Raw genomic sequence first — 17,491 nt, 5'->3', positions numbered from 1 at the left:
CCGCTGTCCATGAGGAACATGCCGCAAAGGAAATGCCGCAGCGTCTAGCTTTCAAGTTTACGAGTCTTCCTGCTTGTAGACTTCATCTGCGTTTTATGCCGAGAGGGATGAAACCCGGCTTGGTTACAAGAGGATATAGGATGATTAGTTCCTCGGAGAAAGATATTCGTTCGCGCGTTGTAACGGCCTTGGAAGAAAGTTCGATTCAACGACTACGCTTCATTCAGGTTGAATTTGAAGACAACACCATCTGTCTTCGCGGCGAGGTAGGTTCGTTCTACCACAAGCAGCTTGTCCAAGAACTTGTTCGCGCAATTGATGGCGAAGTAAAAGTTCGTAACGATGTGACCGTGGACGCGTAGGTTTGCCTTAGGCTGCTTTGGCTTGATCCGCTTCCCACGACAACTGCTGCTGGGCGGTTTTCAGAACGTGCTCGACCGATACCTCGCGCATGCAGCGATGATGCTTCAAGGGGCATTCTCTTTGCGCACATGGGCTACATTCGATTCCTGCCCCTACGATCAATTCGTGCGGGTTGTAGTTTTCAGCCCACTTCGGATCGGTAGGCCCGAAAATAGCCACCGAGGGAACATTAAAAGCGGCTGCAAAATGTCTTGGCCCAGAATCGGTTGTGATCATCAGCGACGCGTGGCGAATGACCGCTTTGCTGAGACCAATCGAAGGTGTCTCAGCGGCTAGGCTCCGCACCATCGGGTGATTCACTTCCCGTTCAATCTGAGCGACAGCCTCGCGCTCGCTGGGGCCGCAGATCAGCAGCACGGCATTGCGTGTGTCTTGCACTAGGCGACGGGCGAGTTCGGTGTAGTATTCCTTCGGCCAATGTTTGGCGCCGCCGTAGGCTCCACCGGTGTTAAAGGCGATCACCCGTTTATCGAAGAAACGGAAGTCGCGCCAAATACGTCGCGCGATCGAATCATCGGCAGGCGTCGTCGCCAGTTGGCATTGTCGCGAGCGAACTTCGTACCCGGCAAGTTCTGCCAAGGCTACGTAGTAGTCGACTGCCGAGACCGGCACTCGCTTGCCAAGTTGTGTTGGCGGAGAAAGCTTGTGCGTTAACAGAGGTCCACGTCCGTAGCGTTTATAACCGATACGCTGCTTCGCCCCGCCCAGCCAAGCCAGCCCAGCGGAACTGAGCGAGTTGGGCAGCAGAATGGCCTGATCGAAACGTTGTTGGCGAAACGTCTTCACCACGTTCCAAAAACGTTGGCTGGGATCGCTTGCTTTTTTGTTCCATAAGATGACATCATCTAAAAACGGAGTCCCAGCCAGAACATCGGCCACATAGGGACGCATGATGCCAACCAACCGATCGCCACGCGTCAGGCCTTCGCGTATCGCTCGTAACGCTGGCGTGGCCATGACGACGTCCCCAATCCAATTGGGCAAAACGACCGCGATGTTTCGAAAGTTAGCCATCGTCGGTCCTTAGGCGGCCGTGCGACGAATTGTTTCGTTCGCGGCGACTTTTTGGATGATGTCAGTTGTCGAAAAGCCGCCCACGATATCGACCAAGCGAACTTCCCCACCGTACTCTTGCAGCACGTCGAATCCGGGGATCTCTTCTGGAATGTAATGTCCACCTTTGACCAGGACGTCGGGGCGAACCCCCTTGATCAGCTCGTAGGGGGTGTCTTCACCGAAGACCACCACGTAGTCGACGCACGACAGGGCGGCCAGCATCGCGGAGCGTTCCGTTTCGCTGATGACAGGACGCGTCGGCCCTTTCAGCTTGGAAACACTTTCGTCGCTGTTCAAGCCGACAACCAGGACTTCCCCCATCTTCGAGGCTTCGGTCAGGTTGGTCACGTGCCCAAAGTGCAGCAAATCGAAACAGCCGTTGGTGAAAACAATCTTCTCGCCACGACGTCGATGTTCTTCGGCTAAGGTGGCGATTTGCTGGTGGGTGACGATTTTCTTTTGGCCAGGCAGCAAGTCGGTGCGGAGTTCGGCTTCGATTTCCGCCAGGGGAATCACTGCTACGCCTGACTTCTCGACTTCCAAGCCTGCGGCCACATTGGCCAGGCGAACCGAATATTCTTTGTTGAGTCCAGAGCCGAGGCAGGCCCCCAGCATCGCCAAGACCATGTCACCGGCCCCGGTGATATCGTAAACACTGCGGGCTTGGGTGGGGAAATGAGACGAACTACCATCGCGATGAACCAATGCCATGCCGTCGCGATCGAGCGTCACGATTACGTCTTGCAGGTCCAATTGTTGGCATAGCTGGCTACCAGCGGCTGAGGCATCGGCTACGCCGTTCAGTGGAACACCGGTCGCCATTTCGGTTTCGATCCGGTTGGCCTTGAGCAGTGTTGCGCCACGGTATCGCTCGTAGTCGTGCCCGCGCATTGGGTCGACCAGAGTCGGGATGTTATGTTGGTTGGCAAGTTGAATCACTTGCTGCAGCAGCTTTGGCGTGCAAACTCCTTTCGCGTAGTCGGAAATGAGGATGACGTCGAAGTCTTCGATTTGATTTTCGATACCGGAGTAGATTTTCTCGACTAGCCAGTCAGCAATCGGAGCCGTTTTTTCGTGATCGACACGCAAGATTTGGCTGGGGTGCCGCGATCCGGCTCGACCGACAAAACGTTCCTTGAGCGTCGTTGGACGCGAGGCATCGCACGAGATCAGAGAAGTATCGATGCCGAACTTCTGAGCTAGTTCAATCATCTGCGAGCCAGATTCGTCTCGTCCGTGGACGCCAGCGGCAACCACATGACAATCGAGCCCCTTAAGCATGTTGCAGACGTTGGCCGCTCCGCCGAGGCGAAGTTCCTGGTCGTCGGCGTGCAGGACAATTACTGGCGATTCTTGGCTGATACGCTGCGCGTTACCGTATGTATAGCGGTCGAGGATCATGTCGCCCAAGACCAAAGCCTTGGCGGGACGCATCGATTTGAACGCTTGCAAGAGCGGGGGGAGGCTCACGGCTCGTCTTCCTTGACGCGGCGGAAAATCGAAAAATACCAGGCTGCTTCCATCCATGGAGATATGCCTAGTCGGACGGTCGGACGTCAGTTATAGCGAGGATTGATAGCGAGGCAAATAGCGAACCTCGCCCGCTAGAATTAATTTGTGCTAGCACTCAACAGTGCTTCGACCCGCTGAACCACCTGGCGGCAACTGACGACCGCCATTTTAAAGTTGGTGTGGTCCGAGATTTCAGGCTGAATTTCCTCGAACAGCTCGTAGGCCTGACGTAGCTTGCGGAATTTCTTCTTGGCTTGTTTCAAATAGGCGGTCGGATCGTTGGCTTGAACCGCCGGACCAAGGGCAAGCATGTAGTCGTAAAGAGTCCGCGCAACCTCCTGCAGTTCGTCGTCCTCTTCCGTCTCTTCGGCGTGCTTCAGAAAGGTACGCACCATCCATAGATGGGCCATCTCTAAATCGATGGCCTGCATCTGGGCTTCCGGAGAAAGGGGCGTCTCGCTCATTGCATCCACAACGGCTATTCAGTCTCGGGCTTGTGAGATTCTTTAGCTGCTTTGATCAGTGGGTTTTGGGGCTCTTCTGATTGCGAGACTTCTTTGCTGGCATGCGCAGTCTTGGCAGGTGGGCTCGGCTTCGGCTGGAAGATCAATACCGTCACAGCACCAGCCACCACCATGATCAAACCGGCATAGAAGATCGGGTGTGCTTGGCTCCAAAGGTTTTTCGAGAACAACGAAATAAACGTCGTCACCACCGGGGCAAAGCCGAACACCAGTGGCATTACCACCCACGGCTTGCCGCCGTTGGTCAGGGCCAGAATGATGCCGAACGCGCCAAAGGTTCCGGCGGTTCCGGCGGCGAAGCTCCAAGTGAAGCCAGAGAACGTCCAGTCGCCAGAAAACCGCCCTTGGGCAATCAAGATGATGGAAGGAATGATCACGGCGACCACCAAATAGGCCAAGCCGACACAGATGAGCGGCTTAATACGGTCGTTGCCCAGGTGATGTTGTCCTTCGTGCAGCACCGGACCGTAACTTCCCCACGACAACGCCGTCAGGGCGATACCACCGATCACGAACAGGAATTGTTGCAGGGTGAGCATTTAGGACATCTCCGGTTGGATACGAAGGGGAAATACTTGTTAGAACGACTTTTGCCCATTCTAACGGTCGAAGCGGGTGTTGGCGAGGTCTGGCTGATAAGCAGGCGGCGAATCAGTCTCCTCTTAAGGCCGAGACGATGTTGCCTTTCAAGGCAGAACCGACCGCCCAGCGACTGCTGACGATCCCTACCAGCAGGATCACACCCAGCATGCTTGCCAGCGAGGAAAACGGAATAGACGCGTTGCCGAAGACCATGTGGGGGATTACCGTCACCAAGGCCGCTACTACCCCAGTCAACAGTCCACCGAGTAGCAGTAGCAGCGTCTCGCCCAGCACCAACCAGCGAAGCCGCCCGTTGGGAAAACCGGCTGCGCGTAAGAGGGCCAGTTCTGCCCGACGTTCCAAAATGGTGCGTAGCTGTACTGCGGCCAAACCAAACGTGCCCAAGAGTAAGCCCAGGGCTCCCAAGCTTTGGAAAGTTGAAAGGTATGTGTTCTGCACCGCTAAGAGGCTGGCTAGTTTCCGTTGGGCAGAAATCGTGTCGAAACCTTGATCGGCGAGACGGTTTTCCAACACCTCGGCAACCTCCGTCGATTTTCCTTTCGGTGTATGGATGAGAAACATCTCGTAACCGCTGACGTCGGGATAACGCTGCAGGAAGTTCGCTTCTCCGATCAGCAAGTTTCCTTGGAAGATGCTATTAGAAAGGAGCCCTGCCACGACGTAGTTTGTTTCTCGCCCATCGTCATCGTGGGTAGTGAATGATTCGCCGATTCCGCCGTACAAGTGCAGCGCGTACATGGCCGTGTTTTTGTCGAGAACAACAGGAATCGGTTGCGTCACGCCATCGGCTGCGTGATCGAGGACATGCCACGGGTTCTTTTGGGCCTGGTCGCTCTCGGCTGCCGAGCCTGCCCACTCGAAGCTGGTGACGTCAGCTTGGTCGTAATAGGCGATCATGCTCGGCGTGATGCCCAGCACGCGGGGGCTGGTCGATTGGTACAAGTTCAAGCAACTAGCGTCGTCCCCTGGCTGCACGCGAAGGGAAAGGATCGTTGTGTCGGCCAGTTGTTTCTCTTCCTCGGCACTGAAGCCCGTTTCTAGGCGTCCTGCTTCGGTATTCAAATCGTGGAACAGCGGCTGCGAGCTCTCGGCAATTAGTTCCATTCCACCAGATCCGGAATCGGTTGGCGCAAGGCGAAAAGCACCAATCGCGACAATCAGAAACGCCGCTGAACCGATCAAGCCAATCGTTAGCGTGCTGCGGCCAGGATTGCGGGCCGCGTTGCTTAGCGAAAGCTGGCCAAGTGTGAACGAGCGATCATTCCCTGAGCCCAATCCATTCCGCAGCGTATGCCAAAGGAGCATGAGGCAAGCTGTGAGCACCAAAGCCCCGGAACCGAAAAACGCACCCGCTTGGGCTTCCCCGCCGAGACCGGTCGCCAGAAGCGAAAGTCCCACCGCTCCGACGGCGCTGGCGATGCCGGCGTAAAGGGCCCAGTGGCTACGACGGCCAAACGTTTGCTGCGTATCGGTGGTCGAACCGGCCAAGAGGCTGCGAACGGACAGCTTCTTCAGGCCACGCATTCCGAAGTAAATCGTTGCCAAGCAGACCAGCGAACCACTGAGCAGGCCAATGATCAAGCTGCTGGGGTTGTCCAAATGCAAAAAGAGAAACGGCGTGACAACCGCCCCGAGCCACCACGTGCGTAGCCCCACCAGCATCAGCCAGGCATAGCCAATCCCGATAATCACTCCGGCGATACTGCCGCTTAGTGAAATGAGACCTGCCTCGCGCATCAGCAGCCCTTGGGTAACCTTACGGTTGAGCCCGACGGCTTGGAGCAAGCCAACTTGTTGGCTGCGCTGTTCCAGGCCAAGGCGAAACAAAAGCGAAACCAACATCAACGCCGACGCGATGATAAACATCGAAAAGCCCATGAACAGCACATTGAACGGTGTCGTTCCTGCTGCCGCACGCAGGGCGTCTTGTCGCACGGTGATCAGGCGAAAGCCAAGCTCATCTCGATAGGGAGCCAAGGCTTCTTCGATTTGCGATTGCAGGGCGTGCTCGTCGTACTTGGTGCCAGGAAAGCGAAACGACGTGACGTCACCGAAGCGGCTACCCCATAGCTCTTGCCCAGTTGCCAGCATCAAAAAGGCCTTGGGGGTGGTGCGGTAGTTGTCCCAGTAAGCGTCGTCGTTGCCATCGATGCGGCTGTTGTCGTAAGGGAAGGGGGGATCCCAGTCGTCGATCGATTCTTGATCGGTGATCCCCTCGACGACCGGCGTATAATCGGCATCGTTGGCGGTTGTCGGTGCTTGATCGTATTGGGCCGGGCGATTGCGGCGGAATGCTTCGACTGGTTCGGTCAGCGGGGTAATCGCGGCCAGGCGAAACGTCTTGCCGGTTTCCTTGGCCACCCCATGCGAGCTTTCTGGCTCGAAGTATTTCAAGTAGATCGAATCGCCAATCTTCAGCTTGCTTTGCCGAGCGGCCTCTTCTTCACTGAGTCCCGGATTGTCGCGGCGGAGCTGGGCGGCGGTATCTTGCTCGAGGCGTTCAACCGTCCACGAATTAAGGACGATCTCGTCGGGGCCAATCTCTTGGATGGCTTCGCCGTTTTGGTCTTTCAGCGGGTAGTCGAGATCGCTGAAGTTGAGTGCCGTGACGGTAGAGTAGGGGACCGCGAGGGCATCCTGCTCGGTGGGTAGTTCTCCGCGACCGATCGACGTGGCCAGGTAGGTGAAAATTCGGTGCGCGTCGGCTGGCATGGCGTCGTGAATAGCATCGGCGGCCGCATGGCTGAAGATCATACGACTGCTAGTCAGTTGCCAGTAGTCGTAGATCGTTTCTTTTTCGCCACCTTTCGGCTGGAACTGCTGCTCGACCTTGTTAAGCGTAAAGTTGTAGTCTGCCAGTGTTAGGTACAGCTTGCTCAGGTCAAGCTCTTGCCCGTTGGGGTGACTAACTAGCACAGCGTTGATGCGGTCGTCTTGCTGTAGGGCTTCTTGTAGAGCGATTCGCGAAGCATAAGCATTGAGCGGCAATTGCTGCGTTGGGTACATGCCAAACCGGCCGAGCCCTTCAGCCGGGATGATGGCTTTGACCTTGAGGCGTGGAAGGCTTTGCGTTTCGGCATTCTTGCGACCGAGTGGGCTATCGGAAGGAACGTCGTTTCCGCCTGGCAGACGCAAGGTTACTTCATCGCCGACCTTCACGCCCAGCTCTTCAGCCAGGGGCTGGTTCAAGACGATTTCGTCTTCCTTGATGGCCGTGGGGGACCAGCCTGGGACGCTGCCTAGTTGCCAGAAGTTTTCCTCGACGCCAAACACAGCCAGGTTACCGGCGACTTTCGTGAGATCGCCTGGCCGATCGGTGACCGTTTGCAAGGTACCTTGCATCAGGACGATGGGCACGCTGGTGGTGTCGGCGTTTTGTTGAGCGATTTGCTCGGCAACCGCTACGCGGAAGAAACGATCGGCCAGAAGTACTTCCTGCACACTGCCCAGCCGCGAAAGGGCTAGGTCGCGGAGGCTGCCGCGGACTGAGTCTCCAATGATCAAAGCCCCGGTCAGTACCGCCGTAGCGGCAGCGACGCCCAGCAGAACGGCCAGGTTCGTTTGCCAAAATTGTTGGGCGCTTCGCACTACTAACCGCCAGCGATTCATCGGTATGGAGCCTTTCTGCGGTTAGGTTGTTGGTGTCACGTTTTGCGGCTGCAACTTGCCATCGTCCAGTTGGTAACGTCGCTGGAAGATGTCGGCCAGATCTTGGCTGTGGGTGACCACAATCAAAAGCGAATCTTCTTCCTTTTGCAGTTCCAATAGCAAGTTGCCAATTGCCTCCGCGTTGGTTTTGTCGAGATTGCCGGTTGGTTCGTCCGCCAGAAGAAGCAGCGGTTGGTGGATCAAACTGCGAGCAACCGCCACCCGTTGCCGTTCCCCTCCGGACAGTTCTGCCGAGCGATGTTCGATCCGCTGGGAAAGTCCAACTCGATCGATCAACATTTTGGCCCGCTCGATCTGCTGCGGCGTAGCACTTCCTTCGGCGAGTGTCGGAACGAGGACGTTTTCCAGCACGGTTAGCTGTGGCAGAAGATGATGATCTTGAAAGATGAAACCAATGTTCTGACTGCGAAATCGGGCCAGATCGGGTTCGTTGAGGGAGAACGGTGCCTGCCCGTTCAGCTTCACGCTGCCAGAGGTGGGCTGATCCAGCGTTCCGATGCAGTAGAGCAGGGTACTCTTGCCGCAACCGCTGGGGCCGAGGATCGCGGCATTGTCCCCTTTGGATAATTCCAGAGAAATGTCTGTAAGTACCTGTAGCGATTCGGCTCGCGTGGGGTATGCCTTCGACAGGTTCTCGATTTCCAGGTCTGCCATGATCGGTTATTCCAGTTGGAAGTCGCTTGGGGTGTGCAAAAGGGCGAGGCTACCCAAACCATAAAACGTGTATTCCACATCCGCAACCTCGTCCCAGGCCGCGCCGAGAAAGCCACCGGTGGGTAATTCGAGGCTGCGAACATAGCGCAGGGCCGCGTCCGGGGCGATCTCGTCGAGTGCTTTCAGGTCGGTCAGGGTCAGCATTCCTGTGAACGTGCTCAGCACGTCGGCAATTGGAATGCGCGTGTTGGCCCGGAGACCACCTTCATCGTTCTGCATCTCGACCAAGAAGTCGAGCGTTCCTTCGATGATTTCTTCGGTTAGTCCATTCAAAATTCGCAAGGCCCCGATCGCGGCAGCAGTCGGGTTGGTGCCTGCTCGTTTGCTGGCTCGGATTTCGCGAAAGCCTCCCTCTTCCGATTCTTGCGAAAGGAGGAACTTGACCATGGATTGGGGATCGGGGATGGGCTGCTCAATTAATTGCAAGCATAACAGCACCAGAAACGTGTGGTACGTGCTGCTGGCCATTCCTTCCGGTCCCTTGGCATAGCCGCCGTCGTCGCGCCGCAAGCTGTGCAGCGTTTCGGCAACCGTTTGCTGCCAGCCTGGCGAGGCTTGGGCGAAGATATCGATCCCGGCAGCCGTTTCCAGCAGCTTGGCTCCGTAGATCAAAGAAAGAAAGTCGACGACCGATTCATGTCCCAGCAGTTTGGTTTGCAGGTAGTCAGCGCTGCGCTGGGCCGTGTCGCCATGCAGCTCTCCGAGGATGGCCAGGCTGCGCAGCCCGAAGCTGGTGTAGTAGAGATCGCTTTCTCCTTCGCGCCCGGCAAAGCCGCCGTCTGGTTGCTGCTTATTAAGCAGAAATTGGGTATGCCGCTGGCGAACGTCTTCGTCCAATTCTCCGATACCGGTGGCCAGACGTAGGGTAAGTTGTTCGTGGTAAGAAAGCATGCGGGCCCGTTTAGGTTGGTGGGGTCTAATCGACGAAAGGGAGCAGCTTCTCTTTGAACCAGCCTGGGATGTCCATGCTCTTGGGAGGCACCCCAGGGTGAACCTGGCAACAAACCGCCGTGATTGTTCCTTCAGCTAGACGCTTGCCTTCGTGCTCGAAAACAACGCGATAGGTTACGCTGCGGCTGCCAAGTTGATCGATGGTAAGCGAGACGTCGAGAACTTGTTCAAACTTGGCAGGGCTGCGGAAGTCGCAATGAACGGAAACGCGTGGCCAACTCATCGAGGCGTCTTCTAGTTGGTGGTGTACGCTGAGCCCCAATGAACGCAAAAATTCGTGCTCAGTTTGTTCCATGTAGAACAGGAAGGCCGAGAAATGAACAATTCCGGCAGCATCTGTATCTCGAAATTCAACGCGGCGCGTGGTTTGAAACGATTGCGACATGAAGGTCTCCTTGGCCCCATTGTTGGCAGTTGGCGACGGTAATCAATACGAGGGCCACGTTTATTGATGTCTGCGCTTGTAGTCCAACATAGCAACAGGCCGATTTGCCACGAATCCGGGGGTTCCGTTGGTCACTCCTACTTGATTGATGACGCAGACCTCAATAGGGGACGTAATAGCGCATAGAAAAAGCCTGCTTCGCGCGAAAGCAGGCTTTTTGTGTCTTTAGTTTAGACTGTTCCTCTAGGAACTAGTCTTTGACGTAAGCCAATAGGGCCATGAAGCGAGCACGCTTGATCGCTTGGGTCACCGCGTGTTGGCTAACTGCGGTGCAGCCGCTCTTGCGACGACCGACGATACGACCATGGCGGTTGGTTAGCTTCTTCAACAGCTCCACGTCCTTGTAGTCCACGAACATCGGACGCGGACGTTTGCCATCGACGAAAATCGGATCCTTTTTGGATACACGGGCTTTAGTCTTGGCACGCTTGCGAGCTTTGGAGCGGTTGGCTGGTCTCATAATTCTCTTTCGGGCGTTTTCATTCGGCCACATTCTGACGCGGCCAGACTCGATATGACTGAGGTTTTCGGGCTGCAAATGCCCTTAACCTGGGATTTCCTGCTAGTGGAAACTCAAGATTCTATAGCCGCCTGGGCAAGGTCGCAACCCCCAAATGCCTTGGGGGCCACGATGTTTGCCACAAAGCTTGCCATAATAACGATTTACGTTACTCCGGAGCTTCTAGAGTTACGGCCATCACCACAGGGGCCGTTTGGTCGTCGCCTTTGATCAAGTCGATCGACTTGATCATTTCCTGACGCTCAGGATGAACCGCAAGGTAACGAACCTGGCGACCTTGGAGATCGAAGGCGAACTTCGATTCCGGCACATCGATCCGACGAATGTAGTCGGCGATGTGTACCCCATTCTTAAGGGGGTGGTCTTCGGTCGTGCCGTCTTCGTAGGTCAAGCGGACGATCATCGAGGTCGATCCGGTTTGTCCCAGGGGAGAAGCCCAGCCACCCACGCCACCCAGGATATGCACAGCCTTGACGGGCATATTGCAATCGAGGGAGACCTGCTTAGGCATCTGTGGTGGAATGCTTCCTTGTGGTCCATTGAGCAGGATAACGTTCGGCTTCTTGGTTCCTTCGGGGTCAACCAGTTGGAAGGGAACACCATCGACCGTTTTAGGCTTCCAGTCGTCAAACACCATACGTTCGACGGGAGAGTTCTTGGTGTTGAACATCCCTTGGGTGCTGACGATGGTAGCCACCTTTTCCAGCGGTACCGGCACGTATTTGCCACGCTGGGTGAGGAAGGCCAACAGGTCGGTGAACTCTTCCGGTTTGATCTGTTTCTCGAAGCCGACCGGCATCAACGACTGCGGCGTGCCGCGGAGTTCGTCGATGTCTTCCCGTAAGATCGATTGTTTCTTCCCTTCGGCGTCAATCAATTCGATCGCGGTGCGACTCTCGGAAGCGAGCAAACCGCTCATCACACGGCCATCGACCGTCGCCACCATATAGGTGCGATAGTTTGATTCGACGCTCCGATTTGGGTCGAGGATTTCGGTCAACAGCTGCGACTTCGGATGGACGGCCATGCCGGTTAGGTCAGGGCCGATCTTCGAGCCTTCACCGCTGTGCACGTGGCACTTCGAACACTCTCGTTTGAAGATCAATTTGCCCTGAGCAGGGTCTCCCTTTTGCTCGGTGGTGGTCCAAAGCTCTTCAATCACTTTCTGGCGATCAGCATTCGGCAGAGCACCACCTCGCATGAAGAGGGCTTCCGCGTGCTTGCGAATATCGCGATCAGGATGCTGGGAAAGAGCCTGACGTTGGTCTAGGGCCAACTCGTTAAGTTGGATCTCACCAGAGTCCATGGCGCTTAGCAAGTTGTTGGTCCAAGCTGGGCGTCCCAGCAGCAAGCTAATGGCATCCTTGCGAGCAGCCGGAGTCAGGGTTGGTAGAACCTCTAACACGTAGGTGCCTAGTTCGTCGTTCTCGCTTGTCCCGAGTGCTGAGAAGATTGCACTGGTCACTTCTCCCGGGGTTTGTGGCCCAACGATATTGAGCAGTTCCACTTCAACCGGAGGATCGGTCTTCACGTTTAACTGCACGATTTCGCGAGCTAACTGCTGCACCTGACGGGCGTTCAGGTCTTCGTTTTCCAAACGCTCCAGGGAGGAGGCAACGAGTTCCTTGAGCTGCGAGGCCAGCTTTTCGCTTCCCCAGTTCACCGCCAGGCGAACGAGTTGACCTCGTGTCGACGGGGGCAACTTGGCGGAAAGTGTGGCCAGCGATTCATCTAGTTCCGCAGTGATTTCTGGCTTCTTGTCCTTCGGCCAGCCGTTCGACAGACCATTGACAATGGCGTCAGCGATTTGCGGCTGAGCATTCTGGATCGAAGGGATTAGGTCGGCCACGGTATCGGTCGGGCCGCTACGGGCGTAGTTCTCGGTGACAATGGCGACGAGTTTCAGTAAGGCATCGTCCACTTTGTCGGTCTTGGCAACCGCTTTGAGGAAGCTGGCACCTTGGTTAGCAGCAGCCGAAGTGGCTGCGTCTGGAATCCAGCGATCGCGGAAGTTCTCTGGCTTGCTGAGCATGGCCAAAATCTCGGCCCCTGCGGCATCGCTTGCCGGTTGATCGGCTAACGCCAGGAGGGTCATCAAGCGAACTTGCGGATCGACATCGTTCAGCACGCCACTGTTGAGAATGGCAGCCGTGCTTGCCGGAGAGATCGGGAGAACTTGAACGGCATTGCGTCGGACACCAGGGGCTTTGTGCTTCAGCGAAGCGTAAGCGGCTTGGGCGGCGTCGCTGTTGGGGTCTTCCAGGGCTCCCAGGCCTTTCAATGTCCATAAAGCGTGGATTGCTCCGACGTTCAGGCCAGCAGAGTCCATCGCATCGTTGCTCAGCAGATCGATCAACGCAGGCACAACATCCGTTTCGCCCCGTTCGACGAGAAGTTGTTGTGCGTGACGACGCCACAGCAGATTATCGTTTTTGAGTGTAGCAACCAGTTCTTCGGGCGAAGCCTTGGTCAGGTCTTGCTGCCAGCCGTTGTCTTCTTTGGCACCTTCGCCGGTGTAGACAATGCGGTAGATGCGACCGTGGCGTTTATCGCGAAGATCGGTTTCGTAAGCAGCACCTTTACCGGTTTGAAAGCCGTGCGGAGTTGGGTTGTGCTGCACGATGTAGTTGTACCAGTCCAGCACCCAGACGTTGCCATCCGGACCCACTTCGGCTTGGATCGGTGCCGTCCATTCGTCGTCGGAAGCAACTAGGTTGAAAGAATTGGTCGAGGAGAAATCGCTACCATGACGCGAGATAACGAAGGCCCCAGTCAGGTGACCCGTGGGGCCGTTCACGAACGCCACACGATTCCAGAATGGCTCTGGATAGTTACGAGCAGTGTAGAGCGAATGCCCGGCACCTGCGGTGTAGCCACCGTGGTGATCGACTTGACGAACCTTATCGGTAACGGGATCGAATTTGTTGGTGTCGGCCATCGAGTGCAGGGTCAAGCTGGCCGTCCAACCACGGACGTTCTCGTAGTAGCGATTTGGGATTGGCATGTAGACGCTGGGACAGCCGTTGGCGGTCGAGCCAAAGATGATTCCTTCTTCGCTGATCCCTAAGCCCCAGGTATTGTTGTCGGTCGAACGGATAAACTCCAGCTTGCTGCCGTCTGGCTTAAAGCGGAAGAAGCCGTTACGGAAGCCTGGCTGTTCTTCGCCTTGGACAACAACGTGCGAATCGTTGTAGCCTTGCATGCCCCAGATCCAGTTATCGTGACCGTACTGGAAGTTGCTCACGCCACCGTGAGTATCTCGCATGTTCCAACCGGTGAAGATCACTTTCTTTTCATCGGCGACATCGTCGCCGTCGGTGTCTTTCAGGAAGAGGGTCTCGGTTCCGTTTTGCACGATCAAGCCGCCATCGTGGAAGGCGATGCCAGTCGGAATGCTGAGCCCTTCGGCGAAGGTAGTGACCTTGTCGGCTTTAAGATCGCCATCGGTGTCTTCGCACACGACAATCCGGTCGCGGCCAGGGCCACTGCTGTGCAGTTCGTTCGGATAGTCGAGCGTCATGCACATCCAAAGACGGCCCTTAGCGTCCCAGGTCATCGCAATCGGCTTACCACCATCGAAAATCTCTTCCGAGGCAAACAGCTTGGCTTCAAAACCTTCCGGCAGAACGAGGTGCTTTTGCGACTCTTCTGGTGAAAGGGGCTTCTGCATCAAGCTCATCGGCTCTTCTTGCGTACCCCAGCGAGCGCCTGCGGTGTAGTTCGGGATTTTGGCTCCGACGTCCACGTAGTCAAACGGTTTGACATCTTTGTTAGGTTTCTGCGTTTCGGGAACGTCCATCGGACGATCGAAAGCCGTGACTAATCCGGCCTGTTCCGGAGGGAAGTTCGGAGCAATGCCAGGGTCTTTACCGACCGCCCAGCGCACGCCGCGTTCAACCAGGTTTTGGAAGCCAGGGTTCGTCCAAGTACGCGAGTCATGCCCCCAGGCGGTGTAAAAGACGCGTCCGTCACCTTGTTCGCGAACCCAAGTCCATGGCTCTTTGCCTTGGTCGCTGACGCGATAGGTCAGCACGGTACGGTTCTTTTCGTTGTGCTTGGTATGAACATACGTTTCGTCCCAGCTCTCGAAGCCTTGGAAGCCCTTCATGATCGGGTGTTTCGCTTCGGCGATCTTCGTACGGAAGGTGCCGGTGCCATGCCGTTGGAACTGAGCCCCGACCAAATCGACGTACTTCGGTGAGTTCAAAAAGCAGTACGAAGCACAGTGCAGCGGAATGAGCCCGTGCCCTTGCTCGACGTACTCGATCAAAGCCTTCTCGGTTTCAGGATCGATCTGCTCGGAGTTGGCGTAGATCATCAGGCCATCGAACTGAGCGAGCGTTTCTGGGTTGATGTCTTTCAGCGAGTCGGTGTACTTCAGATCGATTCCTCGGTCTTCCAGCGCTGGCTGCAGTTCCACGAACCGCTTGGCCGGTTGGTGATGGCCATTGTCCCCCAGGAAGAGGATCGAGATCCGCTCTTCGCTGGGCTGTGGTTCGGCGGCTGAAACGGTTGCCGATGTGGCTAGGTTCAGGTACATCGCCAAGGCCAAGCAGCTAACGGCTAACCGCATGGTCGAGGAAACTATCGGGGTAGAACGCATGGCTATTGAGGGGGTAGGAGGAACGAGCTTGAGAATTATTGGTCGGATGAGGTCCTGGACGTAGAAGTGCATGGGGGCACGAACAGGCGAAAAGTTAAATTTCCCGACTAGTTCAAATATAGTGGCCTTCGTCAATAAGTCCTCTTAAATAAGTCTCGTGGATTGTAGTTTTTTTGCACAGATTTCCAGAATCAGCGGGCTTCGCTACCTATTCAACCCCTTGGGGATCGTTCATACTTGCCGATTCGGTTCGAGATTTTTTACAGCTGCGAGGACATCTTCGCTTTCCTACAACCTGAACAACGAGAATTATGACTGAACGAACCGCTGATCGACCTGTAATGTCGATCCAGTCAACTGCTTTACCGTGCTCTGTTTTTTCCTCTAGTGAAGCACTCTCCCGCCATGTCGCGGAAATCGTTGCGACGATTATTCGCGAACGCCAGGCCCAAAAGGCTACCGCTGTGCTGGGGCTTCCGACCGGTTCGACACCGATGGGTGTCTATCGAGAACTGGTTCGCATGCACCAAGAAGAAGGATTGGACTTGTCCAATGTCATTGCCTTCAACTTGGACGAATACTACGGGCTCAAGCCAACTCAGCTGCAAAGTTACCATCGTCAGATGCACGAGGTCTTCTTTCAGCATGTGAATATTGCTCCTGAGAATATTCACATTCCCGACGGTATGATTCCGCTAGATCAAGTGGACGCCTACTGCGAGGAGTACGAAGCCAAGATCCGTGAAGCTGGCGGCATCGATTTGATGTTGCTGGGGATCGGTTCCAATGGACACATCGGCTTCAACGAGCCATTCAGTATCCACAATAGCCGGACTCGGCTATGTACGCTGGACCCAATTACCCGTCGGGGGGCTGCCTCAGACTTCTTCCACGAAGAGAACGTCCCGCATCAGGCCATCACCATGGGTTTGGGGACGATTCTGGAAGCCCGCAAGGTCTTGCTGTTGGCTTTGGGGCAAGGCAAGTCGTCGATCATTCGCGAACTGCTGGAAGGTCCCGTTACCAACCGCGTTCCGGCAACTTGTTTGCAAGGTCACCGCGACGCCTCGGTTTTCATCGACTCGGCGGCCGGCATCAAGCTGACGGCGGTCGATACCCCTTGGGTAGAGCACGAAGTCGAGTGGGATCAAACCATGATCAAACGGGCCGTGCTGTGGCTGTGCGACCAAGCCGGCAAAGCCTTGTTAAAGCTCGACGACGATGACTTCCGCAAGTTCAACTTGCACCAATTGCTGCGACACCACGGCCCCGCACCAAGCCTGGCTCATAAGGTGTTTCGCTGGATGATGGATACTATCGAGTATCATCCCGCTGGCAAGGAAAAGAAGAAAGCGATCTGCTTTAGTCCTCACCCAGACGACGACGTCATCAGTATGGGCGGCACGCTCATTCGCTTGGTCGACGATGGCCATGAAGCCCACGTGGCCTATATGACCAGCGGTAATATCGCGGTGTTCGATCACGATGCCCAGCGATTTGCCGATTTCGTCACGCAATACAATCGCCTCTTCGGAATCGATGAAAAGAAGTCGTTGGAAGTCGAAGGTCAGGTGTTTGAATCGCTGAAGACCAAGCCTCCCGGCGAGCCAGACATTGACGCGGTGCTGACCATCAAAGGGCTCATTCGCCGCAGCGAGGCGATTGCCGGCGCCTTGAAGGCGGGCTGCCAGGAAGAAAACCTACACTTCCTTGATCTGCCGTTTTATCGCACCGGTAAGGTTGCCAAGAACCCGCTAGGCTCTGAAGACGTGCAGATCGTCAAAGAGCTTATCCTCAAGGTTCAGCCTGACCAGGTTTACATTGCCGGCGATCTTTCCGATCCGCACGGAACGCACCGTGTGTGTGCAATGGCGATTTTCAATGCCCTGCTCGAGATCGAAGCCGAGACCGGTAGTCGCCCCGAGGCTCTGTTGTATCGCGGTGCCTGGCAAGAGTATCCGTTGCACGAAATCGAGATCTGTGTGCCTCTTTCGCCGAACGATATGTTCAAGAAACGCCAGGCGATCTTCATGCACGAAAGCCAGAAAGATAGTGCCTTGTTCCCAGGAACCGACCCACGCGAGTTCTGGGAGCGGGCAGAAGATCGCAACATTGGTACTGCCGATTCCTATAACAAAATCGGCCTGCCAGAATACTTCGCGATGGAAGCGTTTGTCCGCTGGAACGGCCAACCCCTTTAAGCCTTCGCGGTAGATTCAATTGACAAAGAGGCTCGGCACCAATCGCTGAGCCTCTTTTTTTGTGTCGTTGTTTTACTTTGGACAAACGGGCAGCCATATTTGATAGCCGCCGAGTCCCGTACATATCGCATCAAGGAGACCCCCGTCGTGGCCGCAAAAGCGCGGGTTAGATGGTAGGGGGAAACATGGCAGGCCGCTGCAATCGTCTCTAGCGACAAGTCATTCTGAAGGTGGCCTTCCACAAATCACAACGCTTTCTGAACGGGATTC

General features: G+C 55.7%; 13 protein-coding genes. 2 read left to right on the top strand and 11 right to left on the bottom strand.

Annotation, left to right across the window (positions count from 1 at the left end):
• Positions 1 to 140: 140 nt before the first annotated feature.
• Entirely contained in the window at positions 141 to 362 is a 222-nt protein-coding gene (locus DTL42_RS12825) for a BON domain-containing protein (RefSeq protein WP_114369114.1), read from the top strand.
• Between the two features lie 7 nt (positions 363 to 369).
• Here DTL42_RS12825 and waaF read toward each other — a convergent pair whose 3' ends face one another.
• The 10 genes from waaF to DTL42_RS12775 form a co-directional block, all read right to left on the bottom strand.
• On the bottom strand, positions 370 to 1,437 hold the full coding sequence (gene waaF, locus DTL42_RS12820) for a lipopolysaccharide heptosyltransferase II (protein WP_114369113.1): 1,068 nt from the start codon (positions 1,435 to 1,437) through the stop codon (positions 370 to 372).
• 9 nt (positions 1,438 to 1,446) lie between these two features.
• Entirely contained in the window at positions 1,447 to 2,949 is a 1,503-nt protein-coding gene (gene rfaE2 / locus DTL42_RS12815; RefSeq protein WP_234824191.1) for a D-glycero-beta-D-manno-heptose 1-phosphate adenylyltransferase, read from the bottom strand.
• A gap of 140 nt (positions 2,950 to 3,089) precedes the next feature.
• The gene (locus tag DTL42_RS12810; protein WP_114369111.1) at positions 3,090 to 3,455 is read right to left on the bottom strand and encodes an amidohydrolase; all 366 of its coding nucleotides are present in this window, start codon (positions 3,453 to 3,455) and stop codon (positions 3,090 to 3,092) included.
• Positions 3,456 to 3,469: 14 nt separating this feature from the next.
• On the bottom strand, positions 3,470 to 4,054 hold the full coding sequence (locus DTL42_RS12805; protein ID WP_114369110.1) for a hypothetical protein: 585 nt from the start codon (positions 4,052 to 4,054) through the stop codon (positions 3,470 to 3,472).
• Positions 4,055 to 4,166: 112 nt separating this feature from the next.
• On the bottom strand, positions 4,167 to 7,727 hold the full coding sequence (locus DTL42_RS12800; RefSeq protein WP_114369109.1) for an ABC transporter permease: 3,561 nt from the start codon (positions 7,725 to 7,727) through the stop codon (positions 4,167 to 4,169).
• A gap of 21 nt (positions 7,728 to 7,748) precedes the next feature.
• Entirely contained in the window at positions 7,749 to 8,441 is a 693-nt protein-coding gene (locus DTL42_RS12795) for an ABC transporter ATP-binding protein (RefSeq protein WP_114369108.1), read from the bottom strand.
• A gap of 6 nt (positions 8,442 to 8,447) precedes the next feature.
• Entirely contained in the window at positions 8,448 to 9,392 is a 945-nt protein-coding gene (locus tag DTL42_RS12790) for a prenyltransferase/squalene oxidase repeat-containing protein (protein ID WP_114369107.1), read from the bottom strand.
• A 25-nt stretch (positions 9,393 to 9,417) separates the two neighbouring features.
• The gene (locus DTL42_RS12785; protein ID WP_114369106.1) at positions 9,418 to 9,837 is read right to left on the bottom strand and encodes an acyl-CoA thioesterase; all 420 of its coding nucleotides are present in this window, start codon (positions 9,835 to 9,837) and stop codon (positions 9,418 to 9,420) included.
• A gap of 250 nt (positions 9,838 to 10,087) precedes the next feature.
• Entirely contained in the window at positions 10,088 to 10,357 is a 270-nt protein-coding gene (rpsR, locus tag DTL42_RS26780) for a 30S ribosomal protein S18 (RefSeq protein ID WP_105329446.1), read from the bottom strand.
• Between the two features lie 208 nt (positions 10,358 to 10,565).
• Complete coding sequence (locus DTL42_RS12775; RefSeq protein ID WP_234824190.1) at positions 10,566 to 14,990, bottom strand: PVC-type heme-binding CxxCH protein; 4,425 nt, start codon at positions 14,988 to 14,990, stop codon at positions 10,566 to 10,568.
• Positions 14,991 to 15,331: 341 nt separating this feature from the next.
• Between DTL42_RS12775 and nagB the strand changes: the two genes are divergently transcribed.
• The gene (nagB, locus tag DTL42_RS12770) at positions 15,332 to 17,221 is read left to right on the top strand and encodes a glucosamine-6-phosphate deaminase (RefSeq protein WP_199590129.1); all 1,890 of its coding nucleotides are present in this window, start codon (positions 15,332 to 15,334) and stop codon (positions 17,219 to 17,221) included.
• Here the strand turns inward: nagB and DTL42_RS27150 are convergent.
• On the bottom strand, positions 17,218 to 17,463 hold the full coding sequence (locus tag DTL42_RS27150; RefSeq protein ID WP_199590128.1) for a helix-turn-helix domain-containing protein: 246 nt from the start codon (positions 17,461 to 17,463) through the stop codon (positions 17,218 to 17,220). The genes nagB and DTL42_RS27150 overlap by 4 nt on opposite strands.
• Between the last annotated feature and the right edge of the window lie 28 nt (positions 17,464 to 17,491).

The organism is Bremerella cremea (assembly GCF_003335505.1).
Taxonomy (GTDB): Bacteria; Planctomycetota; Planctomycetia; order Pirellulales; family Pirellulaceae; genus Bremerella; species Bremerella cremea_A.
This window is presented reverse-complemented; position numbering and strand designations above follow the sequence as displayed.